The sequence below is a fragment of the Streptomyces ochraceiscleroticus genome, assembly GCF_000720485.1.
Classification (GTDB): Bacteria; Actinomycetota; Actinomycetes; order Streptomycetales; family Streptomycetaceae; genus Streptomyces; species Streptomyces ochraceiscleroticus.
Map to the genome: position 1 here is coordinate 294,752 of NZ_JOAX01000005.1, position 17,978 is coordinate 312,729.

At 74.0% G+C, this 17,978-nt stretch carries 14 protein-coding genes; 8 read left to right on the top strand and 6 right to left on the bottom strand.

Annotated features, from left to right (window positions below; genetic code table 11):
* Position 1: 1 nt before the first annotated feature.
* Both IG84_RS0109145 and IG84_RS0109150 read right to left on the bottom strand, forming a co-directional pair.
* Positions 2–2,167, bottom strand: coding sequence for a PP2C family protein-serine/threonine phosphatase (locus IG84_RS0109145; RefSeq protein ID WP_051861539.1), 2,166 nt, complete (start codon positions 2,165–2,167; stop codon positions 2–4).
* A 303-nt stretch (positions 2,168–2,470) separates the two neighbouring features.
* Positions 2,471–3,298, bottom strand: coding sequence for a GvpL/GvpF family gas vesicle protein (locus tag IG84_RS0109150; RefSeq protein WP_063761775.1), 828 nt, complete (start codon positions 3,296–3,298; stop codon positions 2,471–2,473).
* Between the two features lie 254 nt (positions 3,299–3,552).
* Here IG84_RS0109150 and IG84_RS0109155 point away from each other — a divergent pair, with 254 nt between their 5' ends.
* The 4 genes from IG84_RS0109155 to IG84_RS0109170 all read left to right on the top strand — a co-directional run bounded on the left by IG84_RS0109155 (position 3,553) and on the right by IG84_RS0109170 (position 8,836).
* Complete coding sequence (locus IG84_RS0109155) at positions 3,553–4,140, top strand: Rv1733c family protein (RefSeq protein WP_031053661.1); 588 nt, start codon at positions 3,553–3,555, stop codon at positions 4,138–4,140.
* A 73-nt stretch (positions 4,141–4,213) separates the two neighbouring features.
* A complete protein-coding gene (locus IG84_RS0109160; RefSeq protein ID WP_031053664.1) occupies positions 4,214–5,131 on the top strand; it encodes a bifunctional helix-turn-helix transcriptional regulator/GNAT family N-acetyltransferase in 918 nt (305 codons plus the stop codon).
* A 94-nt stretch (positions 5,132–5,225) separates the two neighbouring features.
* Positions 5,226–6,053 carry an FAD binding domain-containing protein gene (locus IG84_RS0109165; protein WP_031053667.1) on the top strand — a complete coding sequence of 276 codons (828 nt, stop codon included), beginning with the start codon at positions 5,226–5,228 and terminating at the stop codon, positions 6,051–6,053.
* Positions 6,050–8,836, top strand: a complete 2,787-nt coding sequence (locus tag IG84_RS0109170) for a molybdopterin-dependent oxidoreductase (protein WP_037799641.1) — start codon at positions 6,050–6,052, stop codon at positions 8,834–8,836. The genes IG84_RS0109165 and IG84_RS0109170 overlap by 4 nt, the downstream gene beginning before the upstream one ends.
* Here the strand turns inward: IG84_RS0109170 and IG84_RS0109175 are convergent.
* Positions 8,769–9,230: a GNAT family N-acetyltransferase gene (locus IG84_RS0109175; RefSeq protein WP_157848847.1), complete on the bottom strand. Its 462-nt coding sequence runs from the start codon at positions 9,228–9,230 to the stop codon at positions 8,769–8,771. The two genes, IG84_RS0109170 and IG84_RS0109175, sit on opposite strands and share 68 nt — an antisense overlap.
* A 332-nt stretch (positions 9,231–9,562) precedes the next feature.
* Here IG84_RS0109175 and IG84_RS0109180 point away from each other — a divergent pair, with 332 nt between their 5' ends.
* The 3 genes from IG84_RS0109180 (at position 9,563) to IG84_RS0109190 (ending at position 14,316) form a co-directional block, all read left to right on the top strand.
* Complete coding sequence (locus tag IG84_RS0109180; protein WP_245659280.1) at positions 9,563–10,489, top strand: helix-turn-helix transcriptional regulator; 927 nt, start codon at positions 9,563–9,565, stop codon at positions 10,487–10,489.
* A gap of 100 nt (positions 10,490–10,589) precedes the next feature.
* The gene (locus IG84_RS0109185) at positions 10,590–12,536 is read left to right on the top strand and encodes a maleylacetate reductase and hydroxyquinol 1,2-dioxygenase domain-containing protein (RefSeq protein ID WP_031053678.1); all 1,947 of its coding nucleotides are present in this window, start codon (positions 10,590–10,592) and stop codon (positions 12,534–12,536) included.
* Between the two features lie 4 nt (positions 12,537–12,540).
* Entirely contained in the window at positions 12,541–14,316 is a 1,776-nt protein-coding gene (locus IG84_RS0109190) for an FAD-dependent oxidoreductase (protein ID WP_031053681.1), read from the top strand.
* 34 nt (positions 14,317–14,350) lie between these two features.
* On the opposite strand, the gene IG84_RS0109195 is transcribed toward IG84_RS0109190, so the two are convergent.
* Genes IG84_RS0109195 through IG84_RS0109205 form a run of 3 tightly spaced genes read right to left on the bottom strand, consistent with a single transcriptional unit; the run spans position 14,351 to position 16,798 of the window.
* Positions 14,351–14,656: a hypothetical protein gene (locus IG84_RS0109195; protein WP_030263283.1), complete on the bottom strand. Its 306-nt coding sequence runs from the start codon at positions 14,654–14,656 to the stop codon at positions 14,351–14,353.
* Positions 14,653–15,288 (bottom strand): RNA polymerase sigma factor, encoded by a 636-nt coding sequence (locus IG84_RS0109200; protein WP_078648700.1) that lies wholly within the window; start codon positions 15,286–15,288, stop codon positions 14,653–14,655. The genes IG84_RS0109195 and IG84_RS0109200 overlap by 4 nt, the downstream gene beginning before the upstream one ends.
* A gap of 25 nt (positions 15,289–15,313) precedes the next feature.
* Positions 15,314–16,798 (bottom strand): sodium:solute symporter family protein, encoded by a 1,485-nt coding sequence (locus IG84_RS0109205; protein ID WP_157848848.1) that lies wholly within the window; start codon positions 16,796–16,798, stop codon positions 15,314–15,316.
* 326 nt (positions 16,799–17,124) lie between these two features.
* Between IG84_RS0109205 and IG84_RS0109210 the strand changes: the two genes are divergently transcribed.
* Complete coding sequence (locus IG84_RS0109210; protein ID WP_031053688.1) at positions 17,125–17,865, top strand: SDR family NAD(P)-dependent oxidoreductase; 741 nt, start codon at positions 17,125–17,127, stop codon at positions 17,863–17,865.
* The last annotated feature ends 113 nt before the right edge of the window (positions 17,866–17,978 follow it).

Sequence of the window (17,978 nt, forward strand, 5' to 3'; positions counted from 1 at the left end):
ATCACTCAACTCCCACATGGAGGACGATCACGCAGGTGTCGTCCTCCGGATCGGTATGCAGGACGGACAACAAGGTTTCGAGGTGCTGCTCGGGGGTGCCGTCCGAGCCCTGCCGGGCGGCGGCCAGCAGCAGGTCCTCGCGGTCCCCCGCACGGTCGGCGCGCCGCTCGACGAGCCCATCGGTGTAGAGGACCACCCGGTCGCCGGTGTGCAGGACGGTGGTCGTCAGGCCGTAACCGGGCTCCAGGGTGGCGCCCAGCGTGGTCCCGTCCTCGTTGTCCAGCTCCGCCGCCTCGCCGCCCCGGACCAGGACGGGCTGCGGGTGTCCGGCGCGGGCCCAGGTGAGCGTGCGGCCGTCCGGATCGAAGTGGCCGACGACCGCGGTGGCGGTCATGGAGTCCTCGTGACCGTGGAAGGCCAGGAGGTTCAGGCAGCCCAGGATCTCGGCCGCGTCGGCGCCGGTGTGCGCGATGCCGAGCAGCGCGTTGCGCAACTGTGCCATCTGCGCCGCCGCGTGCAGGCCGTGCCCGCTCACGTCCCCGATGGCGATCAGCACCCGGCCGTCCGGGAGCGGGACCGTCTCGAACCAGTCCCCGCCCACCCGCGCGCAGTTCTCGGCGGGCTGGTACCGGACGGCCACCCGCAGCCCGGGCAGTGTGGGATGCACCGTGGGCAACAGCGCCAACTGCAGCTCCTCGGCCATCCGCAGTTGCCGGTCCTCCGCCTCGCGCCGGGATGCCGCCAGCTCGGCCTCCATCCGGCGCACGGCGGAGACGTCCTGGACGACGCCCTGGATCGCGACGAGCCGGCCGCGGCTGTCCCGCACCAGCTCGGCGTTGACGCTCACGTGCCGCGGCGGATCGGACCCCCGCGTGCGTACCTCGAACCGCACCGGACCGCCGTCCTCGGACAGCGACCGCACGGCCGCGACGACGGCCGGGAGATCGTCCTCGGCGACGTACTCCGGCAGCGTGTCCAGGGGCAGCGGGCCGTGCGCCGGGTTCAGCCCCAGGACGTCGTACATCCTGCGGGACCATGTGACATCGCCGGTGACGAGGTTCCACTCCGCCCAGCCCAGGTGGACCAGCCGCTCCGCGTCGTCGATCTGCGCCCGCATACGGGCCTGCTCGTCGTGGAAGCACCAGCTCACCAGCAGGCCGCCGCCCACCCGTTGCGCGCGCACGCTCAGCACGGCGGGCCGCAGCGCCCCGCGGAACGGCTCCTCGTACGCGAAGGGCTCGCGGTGCAGCGGGACACCGGTCTCCAGCACCCGCACATAGGCGTCGAAGATGCCGGAGAGGCCCATTCCGGGGAAGGCGTCGAGCAGCCGGCTGCCGGTGACCTGTTCGGGCGTCCGCCCCAGCAGCGCGGTGGCGTGCGCGTTGCAGCGGTCGATGGTGAACTCCATGACCCGGCCGAGAGGGCCGCGTACCGGGAAGAGCAACGCGGCCGGCGCGGGAATGGCGTCGATGACGGCGCCCAGCCAGGCGGCGCGTACGTCGTCGTCCGGCAGCCCGAGCGCCGCGAGCCCGCCCAGCCGCTGCCCGGCGGCTGCGGTCAGCGCCTCCAGCCGTGCCCGGCCGGGCGCCGGCACTGGCACGGGCCCGGGCCAGATGACGCTGACCACGCACACCACGGCGTGCTCCGCCGCCGGCTCGCACCTGGGCCGGACCGGGGACGGCGCCTCCGGTGCGTCGCTCCGGGCGGACACCCAGGTGAGCGTGTGCTCCCCGGACTCGTCGTCGAGCCACAGGAGCTGGTCCTCCACGGCCATCCGGGCGAGCGGCAGCACGCAGCGCAGCGGGACCTGCGACCAGTCGGTGACCGTCGCGGCCGAAGCGCCGGCGACCCCGCTCATCCGGAGCACACCGTCCATGTCCAGCACCGCCAGCAGCACCGCCGTGGCGCCCAGGGGGCGGGCGTGGCCGTAGAGCCTGCGCGCCAGCTCGGCCGGGCCGCGCGCCGCGGCCAACTCGGCGGTGTCCCGGGGCGGTACGCCACCGAGGCGTACCGTTCCCTCTCTGCTGGGGGCATCACTGCTGCCCGGCCGGTCCGGGCGCGGCACGTCGCCGGAGGGGCCGAGGAGACCGCGGGCGTAGGCATGGGCCTGCCCTTCGTCGCACCCCAGGCGTTTCGCCAGGAGTTCCTCGACCCGCGCGAACTGCACCGCATACCCACCCCGTCCGGGAACCAGGAGCATCCCTGTTGGAACGCCCCACGACACCCCGTCGTCCCTGCACACCTGCATCCCCACAGCTCGGAAGCCATGCGTCGGAACGGCCGGTCGGGGGGCACATCTCACAACCGGATATCTATCAACGGTCCGATGGTCACCGTGCGAAGTGATCGAGGATGTCCGTGGCTTTCGCACCGCTGTGCCAGCGGCAGCGGGATGCGAACGGCGGCTGACAGCAAAAGAGCGGTGTGGAGGCGGTCGTTGACGCCCGTCCCTGCTCTGAGGCAGGGGTACTCAGCCGGGGATGCCCGGGAAGCCGGGCAGCCGGCCCGGCTCGGTGAAGGAGTACGGGGCCCAGGGGCCGGTGAGCTCGATGCGCAGCGCGGGGGTGCGGGCGGCCAGTCCGCCGACCGTCTCGGCGAAGGCGCCGGCCGCCTCCCGCGGTACGAGGTAGGCGCTGTCGAGGAGGTTCCGGCCGTGCGGATACGGGGCCCGGGCGATGGGGGAGGTCCAGTAGGCGGAGGTGGCGCAGGAAGCGGCGGCACCGGCCGGGCAGGCGTCCTGCGGGGAGTGCACGCAGGAGCACTCGGCGACGTCCGCCAGCGCGTGGTGGGCCGCGCGGGCCAGCCCGTCCGTGGGCTCGCCGGCGCAGTCCGCCACGGGTCCGGTGCCGGCGGGCGCGGCGCCGGCCTCCTCGTCCCGGGCGTATGCCTTCACGCCCCACTCCAGCCGCCCGTCCAGCCGCGCGAGCAGCCGTCGGTACAGGTCGGCGCGGGCGGCGAGCGCGCGGCGCACCTCCTGTACGTCGCGGTGGACCGTGCCGAGACGTGTCGGGAGCACACAGACAGTGGCGGCGGCCTCGTCGACGACTCTGCGGTGGGCGTCGGCGGTGGCCTGCAGGGACGCGGCGTCGACGGCCGGCTCCCCGGGCGGGCCGCAGGCGCCGGGCGGCTCGGAGGCGCTGCCCGGGGCGGAGGCCAGCGCGGCCAGCGACCCCTCCACCACCGTGAGGACGGCGGCGCCGCCGACGCCGGTGAGTCCCGGGCGCGGCCGGAAACCTCTGCGGACGATGCCATAGACATACAGGGGTCCGTGCGGGGAGTCGTCTGGGGGACCTGCCATCGGACGCGTGGTCACCGCCACTGTCCTCTCCTTCTCCGGCCTGAGTTCGTGCGCTCCTGCGTTCGATTTCCTGGCTGAACGGGTACCGGGGTCCCGGCCCGGCAAACCCGGCCCATGGCGCGAGGGCGCGGTCCGACCGAGGACGGACTAGCCTGCAAAGAGGAACCTTCCGCGCAAAAGGGGGTAGCCGGACAACAGGGATCAGGGGGACGGGGGAGCGGCGGGAGCCGAGCGAGCCGAGGGAGGCGGCAGGCATGCAGCACATCGGCGGACGTTGGCGGTGGCGGCGGGGTCCGCTGCGCCGCCGCTGGGACGTGGTGGACGCCTGGCTCGGACTGGTGACGGCCCTGGCACTGCTCCTGGGAGTACCGGTCGTCGGCTTCTCCGTCGGCCTCGCCACCTACGGCTCGCAGCGCGTGGAACGCGCCGAACAGCTCGCGGAGCGCCAGGCGTTGACCGGCCGCCTGACGGAGTCCGTGCCCTCCGACCCGTCCGCCACCGGTTTCACCGCCGGGGCCGGCCAGGTGCCCGCCCAGGCCCGCTGGACCGGGCCCGACGGCCGGCGGCACACCACGACGGTGCAGGTCGACCCCGGTACGCGCAAAGGCGCCGCGGTCACGGTCTGGGCCGACCCCGAAGGGCGGCCCGCACAGCCGCCCATGACCACCGCGCAGGCGGCCGACGACGGCGTCGCCGCCGGCCTCGGTACCGGCATGGCCCTCGGCCTGCTGGTCCTGCTCGTCCGCTGGACCGGCCGCCGCTACCTGGACCACGTACGCCTCGCGGGCTGGGAGCGCGAATGGGCCCAGATAGGGCCGCGGTGGGGGCGGCACCACATCTGAGCGGCGGCCCGGCTCTGGACGCACTAGCGCCCGGCTCTGGCCTGCGCCCCCATTCTCTGACTAAAGTCAGAGAATGGTTCACGGCAGGGCTGCGGACGCGGCACAGATCGACCAGGTGCGCCGGTTCAACCGCACCGTCACCGAACGCGTGGGCGTGCTTCACGACCACTACCTGGGCCGCGACCGGCCCATCGGCGAGGCCCGGCTGCTCTGGGAGATCGGCGAGCGGGGCCAGGACGTCCGCCGGCTGCGCGAGCGCCTCGGGCTCGACTCCGGATACGTCAGCCGGCTGCTGCGCTCCCTGGAGGCCGAGGGCCTGGTGAGCGTGGAGCCGCAGCCCCGGGACAGGCGCGTGCGCACCGCCCGGCTGACCGCGGCGGGCCGCGCGGAGCGCGCCGTCCTCGACGGCCGCAGCAACGAGCTGGCCGGCTCCCTGCTGGCGCCGCTCAACGCCGCGCAGCGTGACCGGCTGGTCGCCGCCATGGCCGAGGTCGACCGGCTGCTGACCGCCGCGACGGTCACGCTGGACGCCGTCGACCCGGACCACCCCGACGCCCGGCACTGCCTGCGGTCCTACTCCGCCGAGCTGCAGAAGCGCTTCGAGACCGGCTTCGACGCCGCACTGAGCCTGCTGCCCGACCCGGGCGAACTCCGCCCGCCGCACGGCCTGTTCCTGGTCGCCCGGCTGCACGGCGAACCGGTCGGCTGCGCAGGCCTGAAGCTGCCGCCCGGCGCCCCGGCCGAGATCAAACGCATGTGGGTCGCGCCGCACGCCCGGCGCCTCGGCCTCGGCCGCCGGTTCCTCGCCGAACTGGAGGAGCGGGCCGCCCGGCACGGGCGAGACGTACTGCGCCTGGACACCAACAAGGCGCTCGACGCGGCGCTCGGACTGTACCGCTCCTTCGGCTTCCAGGAGGTCGCCGCTTTCAACGACGAGCCGTACGCACACCACTGGTTCGAGAAAAGGATCACCGGGCCGCTGCAGGAGTGACGCCGGGGGTGACACCGGCCCGGCGGGCACGGCCCACCGCACGCCCCCTCGCTATCCTGGAAACGGCGCGCTGACGCTCCAGTCCGGTGGTGACATGGACCTGAACACGGTGACCGAGGTGCGGGACGCCCGCGAGCGCGTCCCCTGGCAGCCGGGCGACGCCTGGCTGGCCGGCGGCACGTTCCTGTTCTCCGAACCCCAGCCGCACGTGCGACGGCTGGTGGACCTCGGCCGGATGGGCTGGCGGCCGGTCGGCCGGCTGCCGGACGGCGCGCTGGAGATCGCGGCGACCTGCACCATCGCCGAGCTCTCCCGGTACGGCCGGTCGCTGGACGCGCCGGCGGCCCCGCTCGTCGAGCAGTGCTGCCGCGCCTTCCTCGCCTCGTTCAAGATCTGGCACCTGGCCACCATCGGCGGCAACCTCTGCACCGCACTGCCCGCCGCACCGATGACCGCCCTCACCGCCGCACTCGACGGCCGCTGCCTCCTCCGGTCGCAGGCCGGGGTCCTCCGCCGGCTCCCGGTCACCGAGTTCATCACCGGAGCCGGAGAGCAGAAGCTCGGCGAGGGCGAACTGCTGCGCTCGGTGACGCTCCCCGCCCGCGCGCTGCACCGCCGTACCGCGTTCCGGCGAGCCTCCCTGTCCGGACTGGGCCGCTCCGGAGCGCTGGTCGTCGCCACCCTCGACCCGGCCGACGCCTCCTTCACCCTGACGGTCACCGCCTCGACCGTACGGCCGGTACGACTGTGGTTCCCGGCGCTCCCGGACGCGGCGGCGCTGCGGGACACGCTCGGCGGCGCGGTGCGCGACGGCGACTGGTGCGACGACCCGCACGGACTGCCCGCCTGGCGGCGGCACATGACGTTCCGGCTGGCCGAGGAGGCCCGGCGGGAACTGGACGAGAGGACCGGCCACTCGTGACCTTCGGCATCCGCGTCAACGGCCGACCGTACGACATCGCGCCGCACCCCGGCCAGTGCCTCCGCACCTACCTGCGCGAACGCGGCTGGTTCGGCGTGAAGAAGGGCTGCGACGCGGGAGACTGCGGCGCCTGCACCGTCCACGTCGACGGCGAGCCCGTGCACAGCTGCCTCTACCCCGCCTTCCGCGCCGCCGGACGCACCGTCACCACCGTCGAGGGACTCGCCGCGCCGGACGGCGGACTCCACCCCGTACAGCGGCAATTCCTGGACGCGCAGGGCTTCCAGTGCGGCTTCTGTACGGCCGGCTTCCTGATGACCGCGGCGGCGCTGGACGACGAACAGCTCGCCGACCTGCCGCGCGCCCTGAAGGGCAACCTCTGCCGCTGCACCGGCTACCGCGCCGTCGAGGACGCGCTGCGCGGTGTACGGCACACCGAGGAGCCGGGCGCCGGGCAGACGGTGGGCCACAGCCTCCCGGACCCGGCAGGGCCCGCGATCGTCACCGGCACCGCCCGCTACACCTTCGACCTCGACGTGCCGGGACTGCTGCACATGAAACTGCTGCGCTCGCCGCACGCGCACGCCCGGATCACCGCCCTCGACACCGCCGCAGCCCTGCGCGTCCCGGGCGTGCACGCCGTCCTCACCCACCACGACGCGCCCGCCCACCACTACTCCAGCGCCCGCCACGAACACCCCGAGGAGGACCCGGCCGACACCCGCCTCCTGGACGACACGGTGCGCCACGTCGGCCAGCGGATCGCGGCCGTCGTCGCCGACACCGAGGCCGCGGCCGAGGAGGGCTGCCGCCGCATCGAGGTGACGTACGAGGTACTGCCCGCCGTCCTCGACCCGGAGGAGGCCATGCGGCCCGGCGCGCCCGTCGTGCACGACAAGGACGCGCGCGAGGCGCGGATCTCCCGGCCCGCGCAGAACATCGCGGGGGAGGTGCACGGCGGGACCGGCGACATCGCGGCGGGTTTCGCCGCCGCCGACGCGGTGTACGAGGAGACCTTCCGCACCCAGCGCGTCCAGCACGCCAGTCTGGAAACGCACGGCGCGCTCGCTTGGTTCGAGAACACCGAGAACACGGAGAACACCGAGGACGGCGCGGGCGCGGTGGGCGGGCAGCGGCTGGTCGTCCGCTCCAGTACCCAGACACCGTTCCTCACCCGCCGCGCCCTGTGCACCCTGTTCGGCATGGCGCCCGACGCCGTCCGGGTCGTCGCGGGCCGGGTCGGCGGCGGCTTCGGCGGAAAGCAGGAGATGCTGGCCGAGGACATCGTCGCGCTCGCCGCGCTGCGGCTGCGCCGCCCGGTGAAGCTGGAGTTCACCCGGGCCGAGCAGTTCCACGGTACGACGACCCGGCACCCGTTCACCGTGCGCGTGCGGGCCGGCGCCCGCCGCGACGGCACGCTCACCGCCCTCCAGGTGCACGTCGTCGCCGACACCGGCGCGTACGGCAACCACGGCCCGAGCGTGCTCCGCCGCGCCTGCGGCGAGTCACTGGCGCTCTACCGCTGCCCGGCCAAGCGGGCCGACGGCTTCGCGGTCTACACCCACACCGTCCCCGCGGGCGCGTACCGCGGCTACGGCCTCGGCCAGGTCGTCTTCGCCGTCGAGTCGGCCCTGGACGAACTGGCCCGCCGGCTCGGCCTCGACCCGCTCGCGCTGCGCGAGAAGAACGTCGTCGGCCCCGGCGAGCCCCTCGTCGGCCCGCTCGGCGCGGAGGCGGACCTGCACCTCGCCGGCTACGGTCTGGACCAGTGCCTGGACATCGTGCGCCGGGCCCGGGCCGAACCCACCGCACCGGCCCCGGACGACTGGCCGGTCGGCGAGGGGTTCGCCCTGTCGATGCTGGCCACCGCACCGCCCGGCGGCCACCGCGCCACCGCGCGGGCAGCCCTGACCGCCGACGGCACGTACACGCTCTCCGTCGGCACCGCGGAGTGCGGCAACGGCACCACCACCGTCCTGCGCCAGCTCGCCGCCGCTGAGCTGGCCACCACCGCAGCGCGCGTCACCGTACGCCAGGCCGACACCGGCCTCGTCCCGCACGACACCGGCACCTTCGGCTCCACCGGTACGGTCGTCGGCGGCCGGGCCGTGCTGCACGCCGCCCGGGCGCTGGCCACGGCGCTCCGCGCCCGCGCCGCCCGGCACCTGGGCGCCGCGCCGGCCGACTGCCGCCTCACGGACGACGCGGTGGTGGCCGGGGACCGCCGGGTGTCCCTCGCCGCGCTGTACGCGGCGGCCCGCGCCGCCGGGCAGGAACCGGCCGCCGACGGCCGGGCCGGCGGCACCCCGCGCTCGGTCGCCTTCAACGTCCAGTGGTTCCGGGTCGCCGTCGACCCCGGCACCGGCGAGATCCGCGTCCTGCGCAGCGTCCACGCCGCCGACGCCGGCACGGTGGTGAACCCGATGCAGTGCCGAGGCCAGGTCGAGGGCGGCGTGGCGCAGGCCCTGGGCGCCACGCTCCTGGAGCAGGTACGCATCGACGCGCGCGGCGCCGTCACCACCGACACCTTCCGCCGCTACCGGGTGCCCGCCTTCGCCGACGTACCCCGTACGGAAGTGCACTTCGCGGCGGCGGCCGACACCATCGGGCCGCTGGGCGCGAAGTCGATGAGCGAGGGCCCGTTCAACCCGGTCGCGCCGGCCCTGGCCAACGCGGTGCGGGACGCGACCGGCGTGCGCTTCACGGAACTCCCGTTCACGCGGGACCGGGTGTGGCGCGTGCTCGACGGGTCGTCATGTGCGGACAGCGGGCGCCGCGCCTGAGAAAGGGGGCGGGGAAGGCGAGGGCGGTCTCCTCGGCCATCGCCGCGAAGAACCGGCGGCCGTCGGCGGTCTGCCGGGAGGTGTACCAGCGGTAGTCCAGGGCCGGGGCGAGCGCCCGGTGCAGCGCCTCGCGGGCCAGCCCCCGGCCCCGCCAGCGCTCGGCCACGGCGATGTTGCGGAGGTAGCCGCGCCGGCACGCGTGGCAGAGCTGGTACTCCAGCCGCCCCACGACCCGCCCCGCCGCATCGCACACCACGATCGCCCGGCGCCCGGCCGGCACCACGGGCCCGGCCGGGCGGAAGACGACGGCGAGGGCATCCGGAACGGGACCGCCGCGCGGCCTGGGAAGCACCCGTAACCGCGCCCGTCGCCCGGGCACTCGCGGTGCCGCCATGCGTACCTCCCGCCCGGGGCGCGGCGGCCGGGGTCGGTCCCGGTCACCGGCGCCGCCTTCTACAGGCTTGTAGAGTACGCGCGTCCACGGGCCGTTGGGGCGGTGTCCTTGTCGCTGGGGCGCCGGGGTGTCGGCGTTGTCAGTGGGCCGTTGGTTGTCAGTGGGCCGTTGGCGCACCGGCGTTGTCAGTACCCCCCGGTACTGTGTTGAGAAGGGGACCTCGTGCACCCCCATGGGGGAAGCGGGGGCGGAAACGGTACGCCGCCTGCTGGGGGAAGTGGGGGGGCGGAAACGGTACGCCGCATGCGAACCGGGCGGAAACGGTACGCCGCATGCGAACCGGCGCGCAGGCGGGAGGACGGGAGTCGATGGCCGAGCTCGGGCTGCAGGACACCCACGGGATCCTGGACCGGCCGTGGGTCCGGCCGGAGCGGACCAGCGCGGGTCTGGGCTGGGAGCACCTCTACCTCTCCAGCCAGCGGGAACTGCCGTACCGGGACGCCTTCGACGGGGCGCGCAGCCATCTGCTGATCCTGCATCTGGACGGCCCGGTGACCGTGCGCCGCGGCCGGCGCGGGCTCGCCTCGGCCCGGCGCATCCTGCCCGGCGGGCTCTTCCTGCACCCGGCCGACACGGAGCTGGATGTCGAGCTGGGTGGCCGGCTGGACACCGTGCACGTCTACCTGGCGGACGAGGCGCTGCAGGCGGCGGCTGGGGAGGCCGGAGGGCGCCGGGTGCGGCTCGTCGAGGAGTTCGGCGTCACCGATCCGCTGCTGGAACAGCTCGTCCGCGCGCTGGAAGGGGTCGTACGCGACTGGGAGCCGGGCGCCGTGACGTATGCGGATCAGCTCGCCACGATGATCGCCGGGCAGCTCGCCCGGCACCACAGCACCCGCCGCCCGGCTCCGGCCCTGCCCGCCACCCGCTCCCGCAGCGGCCTGACGGAGCGCCAGTTCGACGCCGTGCGCGAGCTGCTGGACACCCGGCTCGCGGAGCCGCTGCCGCTCGCCGACCTCGCGGCGGCCGCCAACTTGAGCGTCAGTCAGTTCGCGCGCAGCTTTAAGGCGCGCACCGGGCTGCCGCCGCACAGGTACCTCATGCGGCTGCGCGTGGAACAGGCGGCGCGGCTGCTGCGGACCACCACCGTGCCGATCAGCGAGGTCGCCGCGCGCTGCGGCTTCTCGCACCAGGAGCATCTGACGCGGGTGCTGCGCGCGCAGCTCGGGACGACGCCGGGGGCGCTGCGGCGCGGTGAGTGAGGCCGTCCCGCCGCTGTCCGTATGAATGCGTCTTTCGTGCAGGCGCGACAGCGGGATCGTGCAGGAGCGTGCGCGTACGTCGGCGCGATACTCATCTCTCATGCGCGCATTCACCTACTCCAGCCAACCCGCCCGGGTGGTCTTCGGTGCCGGGACGCTGAGCCGCCTGCCCGAGGAAGTGGCCCGCCTGGGCGCCACCCGCGCCCTGATCCTCACCACGCCGGGCCGCACGGACCTGGCCCGCCGGACCCGGGAGATCCTGGGCGCCGCGGCGGCCGGGGAGTTCGCCGGCGCGGCGATGCACACCCCCGTCGACGTCACCGAGCGGGCCGTCGCCGTCGCCCGCGAACTGGCCGCCGACTGCCTGGTCGCCGTCGGCGGCGGCTCGACGACCGGCCTGGCCAAGGCGGTGTCCGTACGGACCGGACTGCCGCAGCTCGTCGTCCCCACCACCTACGCCGGGTCCGAGGCCACGCCCGTACTGGGGGAGACCGAGAGCGGCACCAAGACCACTCGCTCGGCGCCGGAGATCCGGCCCGGCACCGTCCTGTACGACGTCGACCTGACGCTCGGCCTGCCGGTACCGGTCTCCGTCACGAGCGGCATCAACGCGATGGCGCACGCGGTCGAGGCACTGTACGCGCCGGAGACCGACCCGGTGACGGACCAACTGGCGCTCCAGTCCATCGAGTTGCTGGCCGGTGCGCTGCCCCGGATCGTCGCCGACCCCGCCGACCGGGAGGCCCGCGCCGACGCGCTGGAGGCCGCCTGGCTGGCCGGCACCTGCCTCGGCAGCGTCGGCATGGGCCTGCACCACAAGCTGTGCCACACCCTCGGCGGCTCCTTCGGCCTGCCGCACGCCCCCACGCACACCGTCGTGCTCCCGTACGCCATGGCCTACAACGCGCCCGCCGCGCCCGACGCCATGCGCCGCATCGCCCGCGCCCTCGGCGCCGCCGACGCGCCCACCGCCGTACACGACCTGATCCGGCGCCTCGGCGCACCGACGAGCCTGGCCGAACTCGGTCTGGCGGAAACCGATCTGCCGCACGCGGTGGAACTCGCCACCGCCACGCCTTACCCCAACCCCCGCGAAGTCACCACGGACGGCATCGCCGCCCTCCTGCAGGCCGCCTTCTCGGGCCGCCGCCCGGCCCCCGCCGCGCCCCTCGCCGACTCCCTGCACACCCTCCTCGCCCAGGTCACCGCCGGTTTCGAGGGCGCGCCCGACGCCCGCGTACGGCAACTGCTGACCGATCTCACCCGCCGTCTGCACGGCTTCGTCGCCGACAACGACCTCACCGACGCCGAATGGCGGTACGCGATCGACTTCCTGACCCGCACCGGGCAGCAGTGCTCCGCGACCCGGCAGGAATTCATCCTGCTCTCCGACACCCTCGGCATCTCCAGCGCGGTCGACCTGCTCACCAACTCCCGTACCGCCGAGAGCACTCCGTCCGCCGTCCTCGGCCCGTTCTACGTCGAGGGCCCGCCGCCGCTGCCCGACGGCGCCGACCTCGCCGAGGGGCTGCCGGGCACCCCGATGTACGCCTCCGTGCGGATCACCGACCTGGAGGGGAAGCCGCTGGCCGGGGCCGCGGCCGACATCTGGCAGTCCAACGAGGACGGCTACTACGACGTCCAGCTTCCCGACCTCGACGGGCCCCAACTGCGCGCCCGCTTCCGCGCCGACGACGAGGGACGCATCCGCTTCCGCTCCATCCTGCCGTCGGAGTACCCGATCCCCGACGACGGACCGGTGGGGCAGATGCTCGCCGCGGTCGGCCGCCACCCCTACCGCGCCCCGCACGTCCACTTCATGATCAGCGCACCCGGGCGGCGCACGCTCGTCACCCAGCTCTTCGTCGCGGGCGGCGCCTACATCGACGCCGACTGCGTCTTCGGCGTCAAGGACGCGCTGGTCATCGACTTCCCCGAGCACCACGGTCCGGCCCCCGACGGTCGGCCCACGGACGGCCCGTGGCGGTCGCTCGACTACACCTTCCGCCTCGCCCCCGCCACCGAAGCCCCCTCCGGAGACAAGTAAGCACATGACCGACCCCACCACCCACGACGATGCCTACGACACCGACGTCCTCGTGGTCGGCAGCGGCCCCGCCGGCGGCAGCGCCGCGCTGCTGCTCGCCACGTACGGCATACGCACCACGCTGGTCAGCAAGTACGGCTGGACCGCCAACACGCCCCGCGCCCACATCACCAACCAGCGCACCCTGGAAGTCCTGCGCGATCTCGGCATCGAGGACCAGGCGCTGGCCGCCGGCACCCCGCAGCACCTGATGGGCGACACCGTGCTGTGCACCGCGCTCACCGGCGAGGAGATCGGCCGCATCCGTACCTGGGGCACGGGGGACGACCGGCTCACCGAGTACACCGCGGCCAGCCCCTGCCCGATGACCGACCTGCCGCAGACGTACCTCGAACCGATCCTGGTGAGCAACGCCGCCGCGCGCGGCGCCAAGGTCCGCTTCGACACCGAGTTCGTCCGTCTGGAACAGGACGAGGACGGCGTCACGGCCTATCTCCACGACCGGCTGCGCGGCGACGACTTCACGATGCGCGCCCGCTACCTGATCGGCGCGGACGGCGCCCGCAGCCGCGTCGCCGAGCAGGCCGGGCTGCCGATCGCCGGGCAGGAGGGCAAGGCGGGCAGCATGAACATCGTCTTCCGGGCCGACCTGAGCGCGCACGTCGCCCACCGCCCCAGCGTCCTGTACTGGGTCATGCGCCCCGGCGCCGAGACCGGCGGCATCGGCATGGGTCTGGTCCGGATGGTCCGCCCCTGGAACGAGTGGCTGCTGACCTGGGGTTACGACATCGACCAGGCGCCCCCGGAGATCGATGAGGCGGAGGCCCGCCGAATCGTCCACGACCTCGTCGGTGACGACTCGATCGAGGTCGAGATCACCTCCACGTCCCTGTGGACCGTCAACCACACCTACGCCACCCGCTACTCCACCGGCCGGGTGTTCTGTGCCGGGGACGCCGTGCACCGCCACCCGCCGTCCAACGGCCTCGGCTCCAACACCTCCGTCCAGGACGCCCACAACCTCGCCTGGAAGCTGGCGATGGTGGTGCGCGGCGAGGCGGGCGAGGGCCTGCTCGACACCTACACCGCCGAACGCGCCCCGGTCGGCAAGCAGATCGTCGACCGTGCCAACCTCAGCCGCGACCAGTTCGGCCCGATCTTCCGGGCGCTGGGCATCGGCGGCGGCCTCGACCAGGAGGGCATCGCGGGCGCGCTGGCCGCCTGCCGGGCACCGGACGCGGAGGGCGCGCGGCGGCGGCGCGAGCTGGACGCGGCGATCGAGCTGAAGAACTACGAATTCAACGCGCACGGTGTGGAGCTGAACCAGCGGTACGCCTCCGCCGCTGTGCTGGACGACGGCAGCCCGGCCGAGGAGTGGCCGCGCGACCGGGAGTTGTACCACCAGCCGAGCACCCGCCCCGGTGCGAAGCTGCCGCACGCTTGGCTGACGGATGCGTACGGCCGCCGCCTCTCCACCCTCGACCTCGTCGGGAAGGGCAGGTTCATCCTGGTCACCGGCGTGTCAGGGGTGGCGTGGGAGGCGGCGGGCGAAGCCTGCGCCGCGGATCTCGGCGTGCCGCTGGCCACCGTACGCATCGGCTCGGACGCCGCCCGGGACGCGTACGGCGACTGGCGGTGCCGCAGTGAAACCGAGGAGGCGGGCTGTCTGCTGGTCCGCCCGGACGGCTATGTCGCCTGGCGGCGCGGCACGGCACCGGACACCGCGGAGGCGGCCGCCGCCGAGCTGCGCAAGGCTCTGGAGGCGGTGCTGCAGCGCTGAGGAAGCGCTGACGGAGCGCTGAGGGGCCGCAGAGTCAGGAGGACGCCGGCGGGAACGGCACCACGACCGTTCCCGTCCCGGCGTCGTCGTAGATGACGTGCGTGCTCGCCGAGCCGCAGCTCAGCACCAGCAGGCCGATGGCGCAGGCCACGGCCACCACCGTCAGCACCAGAATGCCGAGCAGCGCCTTGCGGCGCACCGCGCGGCGCCGCCAGTCCGCCTGGCCCTTGCGGTACGCCTGCGGCGGCGCGGACACCGAGGAGGCGACGTCGTCCAGGGCCCGGCGCAGCCATTCCTCGGACCCGTCCGGCACCGCTTCGGTACCCACCTCGTCCGTCACCGGGCGACCTTCCTCAGCGCGTACTTCAGCTTCGTCATGGCGCGGGCCGTGTGCGACTTCACGGCGCCGGTGGAGATCCCCATCGTTTCGCTGATCTCCGACTCCTTCAGGTCCAGCCAGTATTTCAGGACGAGGGCCTGGCGCTGCCGGGCGCTCAGCGTCTGCAGGGCCGCCAGCAGCGCGCGGTGGTCGTCCTGCAGCAGCACCTGATGCTCGGCGGAGAGCACGTGCTCGTCGACCTCGCGGTAGGCGTGCCGGCGGGCGACGCGCAGATGGCGGATGCGCATCCGCGTCAGGTTGCAGACGATGGACCGCAGATAGCCGGCCGCCGCGTCCGGCGTCTTGAGCTTCGGCCAGCGGCGGTGCAGTTGGTAGAACGCTTCGGAGACCACGTCCTCGGCGTCCCCGTCCGCGCCCAACAGCACGGCCAGCCGCAGCAGTTGGGTGTAGTGGGTGTCGAAGAGGTGGGCGATGGCCGCCTGCCGGTCGGCGTCCCGCAGGTCGAGCGTCAGGGGAGCGGCACGGTCCGGCGGGGCGCACCCGGGCCCCGGGCCGCCCGGCGGGGGCGGGCCGGTCAGGGTGCCGCCCGGTGGGCAGGGCGGTGAGGGCGGTGAGAGCGGCGATGGCTGCATGGCGATGCGTCCTTGGACGGTCAGGTCAGTCGACGACGACGGTGTATCTGGAACCGCGGCGTTCATGGGGCGTGCCGCAGGTGGTGGCGTCCTTCCAGCGGGGCGAGCCGAGCCGGTCCAGCACGGGCGTGAGGACGGCGGCGGTCGCCAGGTTCAGTACGAGTGCGGGGAGCGCGACGTAGATCGGGGCGTGCAGCGGGCCGATGCCGAGGTCCACCACGGAGGAGAAGCCGTGCAGGCAGATGAGGGCGGTGCCGGCGGCCATGCCGGCCGCCCAGCCCGCGAGCAGCGCGCGGTGGTGGAACCACCGGGTGAACAGCGACAGGGCGACGGCGGGCAGTGTCTGCAGCACCCAGACACCGCCCAGCAGATGCAGATTGACGGCGTCCTGCGGCCGCAGGACCAGCGCGAACAGCAGCGCGCCCGCTGTGATGCCGAGCGAGGCGGTGCGGGCGACCCGTACCTCGTGCTTGGGCGTGGCCGTGGGGTTGAGGTACTCGCTGTAGACGTTGCGGACGAGCAGCGCCGCCATGCCGATGGCCATCACGGCGGCGGGCAGCAGCGCGCCGACCGCGAGCGCGCCGTACAGGAAGCCGGCCAACTGCTCGGGTACCAGGTTGCGGATCAGCAGCGGTACGGCCAGTTCGGCGTGGCCCGGGTGGGTCTGTACGCCCGCGGCCAGCGCGGCGACGCCGAGGAACGCGGAGAGGGCAAGGGAGAGTGCCCACAGCGGCAGGGCCGCGATCGCGGCGCGCAGCGGGCGGCGGCCCCGGCTCGCCAGCGCGGCCGTCACGATCTGCGGATACATCGGCTGGGCGAGCGCTGAGCCGAGCGCCAGAGTGGCGTACGCGGTGACGGACTCCGGCGGTACGACCAGGGACAGGCCCTGGGCGGCGAGGCGGCGGTCGGCGGCGGCGAACACCGCGCCGGGGCCGCCGAATTCCGCCACGGCCAGGACCGCGACGAGGATCAGTACTCCGGCGCACAGCGCGGCCTTCACCGGAGCGATCCGGGCGCAGGCCCGCAGGCCGCCCGGGTGGATCAGCGCGGCGGAGCACAGCAGGACCACGACGAGGGCGACGGCGCAGGCCGCGCCGCCGACGGGCAGGCCCATCGCGTCCAGCAGCGTGGTCACGCCGATGACCTGCAGGGCGAGGTACGGCATCGTCGCGAGGATGCTGGTCAGCGCGACGGCCAGGGCGAGCGTGTGGGAGCCGTGCCGGGCGCGGACGTAGTCGGCCGCGGTGACCAGGCCGTGCCGGGCCGCGACCCGGTGCAGCCGGGGGAGCACCAGCATGAGGAGCGGGGTGAGCAGGAGCAGGTAGGTGAGCGCGTAGAGCGCGAGGCCGCCGGCGCCGAACATCAGCCCGGGGATCGCCACATAGGTGTACGCGGTGATGACCGTGCCGCCGAGCAGCAGGTTCGTCGGGAGCGCGGTGAGGCGCCGGCCGCCGAGCGCCCACTCCGCCGGGTGCGGCAGCGGCGCCGGCGGCCCGGCGGACCGCCCCACGGCCCCGGTGAGCACCGCCGCGCAGACGACGAGTGCGAACGGAGCGAACTGTGCGGCGTTGATGGCGACCCCCTCGGTGTGCGGGCGGGGGCCCTCCGGCGGTGTCCGTGGTCAGCGGAGCGCGCGTGGAGACCGTGAGAGACCCCCACTCTCACGTGACAGGCATCCCATGCGCATATTCCACAATGTGGAAGCCTGATTCCATTTCTTGGTACTCTAGGGGTCGCCTCCGAGAGCGTCAAGGTCTTTCCGGCGCACCGGCCGGGAGCCGAAATCCCGGGCCGAAGAGGCGAGTTCCGTCCGAATCGCGTTATGCGGAGGTATGTGTGAGTGAAGAACGCGTCGCCCTCATCACCGGCTCGTCCTCGGGTATCGGCGCCGCCGTCGCCCGCCGCCTGGCGGCCGCGGGGATGCGCATCGTCGTGAACTCGGCCTCGTCCGTGCGGGCCGGCGAGGAGCTGGCCGCCGAGCTGCCCGACGCCGTCTACGTCCAGGGCGACATCGCCGATCCCGCGGACGCCCGGCGGCTAGTCGACACCGCGGTCGAGACATACGGCCGGCTCGACGTGCTCGTCAACAACGCCGGACGCACCCACTTCATCCCGCTCGATGACCTGGACGCGGTCGACGCCAAGGTCTGGCACGACATCCTCGACGTCAACGTCATCGGTACCTGGCAGGTCATCACCGCAGCCGTGCCGCACCTGAAGGCCACCGGCGCCGGATCGATCGTCAACATCTCGTCCGTCTCCGGCAGCCGGGCCATGGGCAGCTCAGTGCCGTACGCGGTCAGCAAGGCGGCCGTCGACCACATGACCCGCCTGCTCGGTGCGACCCTCGGCCCCGACGTCCGGGTCAACGCCGTGGCCCCCGGCCTCGTCGAGACCCCCTGGTACGACGAGGCTCCGCAGGTGTGGGAGGGCTCGCGGGACTGGATCACCGCCAACACCCCACAGCGCAGGGTCGGCACGCCGGAAGATGTCGCCGAGGCGGTGCACGCCCTGGCCACCGCCGCCTACACCACCGGCGAGGTGCTGATGGTGGACGGCGGCCGCCACCTCGTCTGAACCACCGCGCCACCGCACCACGCAGCGGGCCGGCCTCCCCGGGAGGCCGGCCCGTTCGCGTACCCGGCCGAGTGGCGCAGGTCACGTCGGCGTATCCGTAAGTCCCGTAAACC

Coding starts and splice junctions, on each gene's coding strand:
- IG84_RS0109155 (WP_031053661.1), top strand. CDS start 3,553: ATGCAGCACATCGGCGGACGTTGGCGGTGGCGGCGGGGTCCGCTGCGC.
- IG84_RS0109150 (WP_063761775.1), bottom strand. CDS start 3,298: ATGGCAGGTCCCCCAGACGACTCCCCGCACGGACCCCTGTATGTCTAT.
- IG84_RS0109180 (WP_245659280.1), top strand. CDS start 9,563: ATGCGAACCGGCGCGCAGGCGGGAGGACGGGAGTCGATGGCCGAGCTC.
- IG84_RS0109185 (WP_031053678.1), top strand. CDS start 10,590: ATGCGCGCATTCACCTACTCCAGCCAACCCGCCCGGGTGGTCTTCGGT.
- IG84_RS0109165 (WP_031053667.1), top strand. CDS start 5,226: ATGGACCTGAACACGGTGACCGAGGTGCGGGACGCCCGCGAGCGCGTC.
- IG84_RS0109175 (WP_157848847.1), bottom strand. CDS start 9,230: ATGGCGGCACCGCGAGTGCCCGGGCGACGGGCGCGGTTACGGGTGCTT.
- IG84_RS0109160 (WP_031053664.1), top strand. CDS start 4,214: ATGGTTCACGGCAGGGCTGCGGACGCGGCACAGATCGACCAGGTGCGC.
- IG84_RS0109200 (WP_078648700.1), bottom strand. CDS start 15,288: ATGCAGCCATCGCCGCTCTCACCGCCCTCACCGCCCTGCCCACCGGGC.
- IG84_RS0109190 (WP_031053681.1), top strand. CDS start 12,541: ATGACCGACCCCACCACCCACGACGATGCCTACGACACCGACGTCCTC.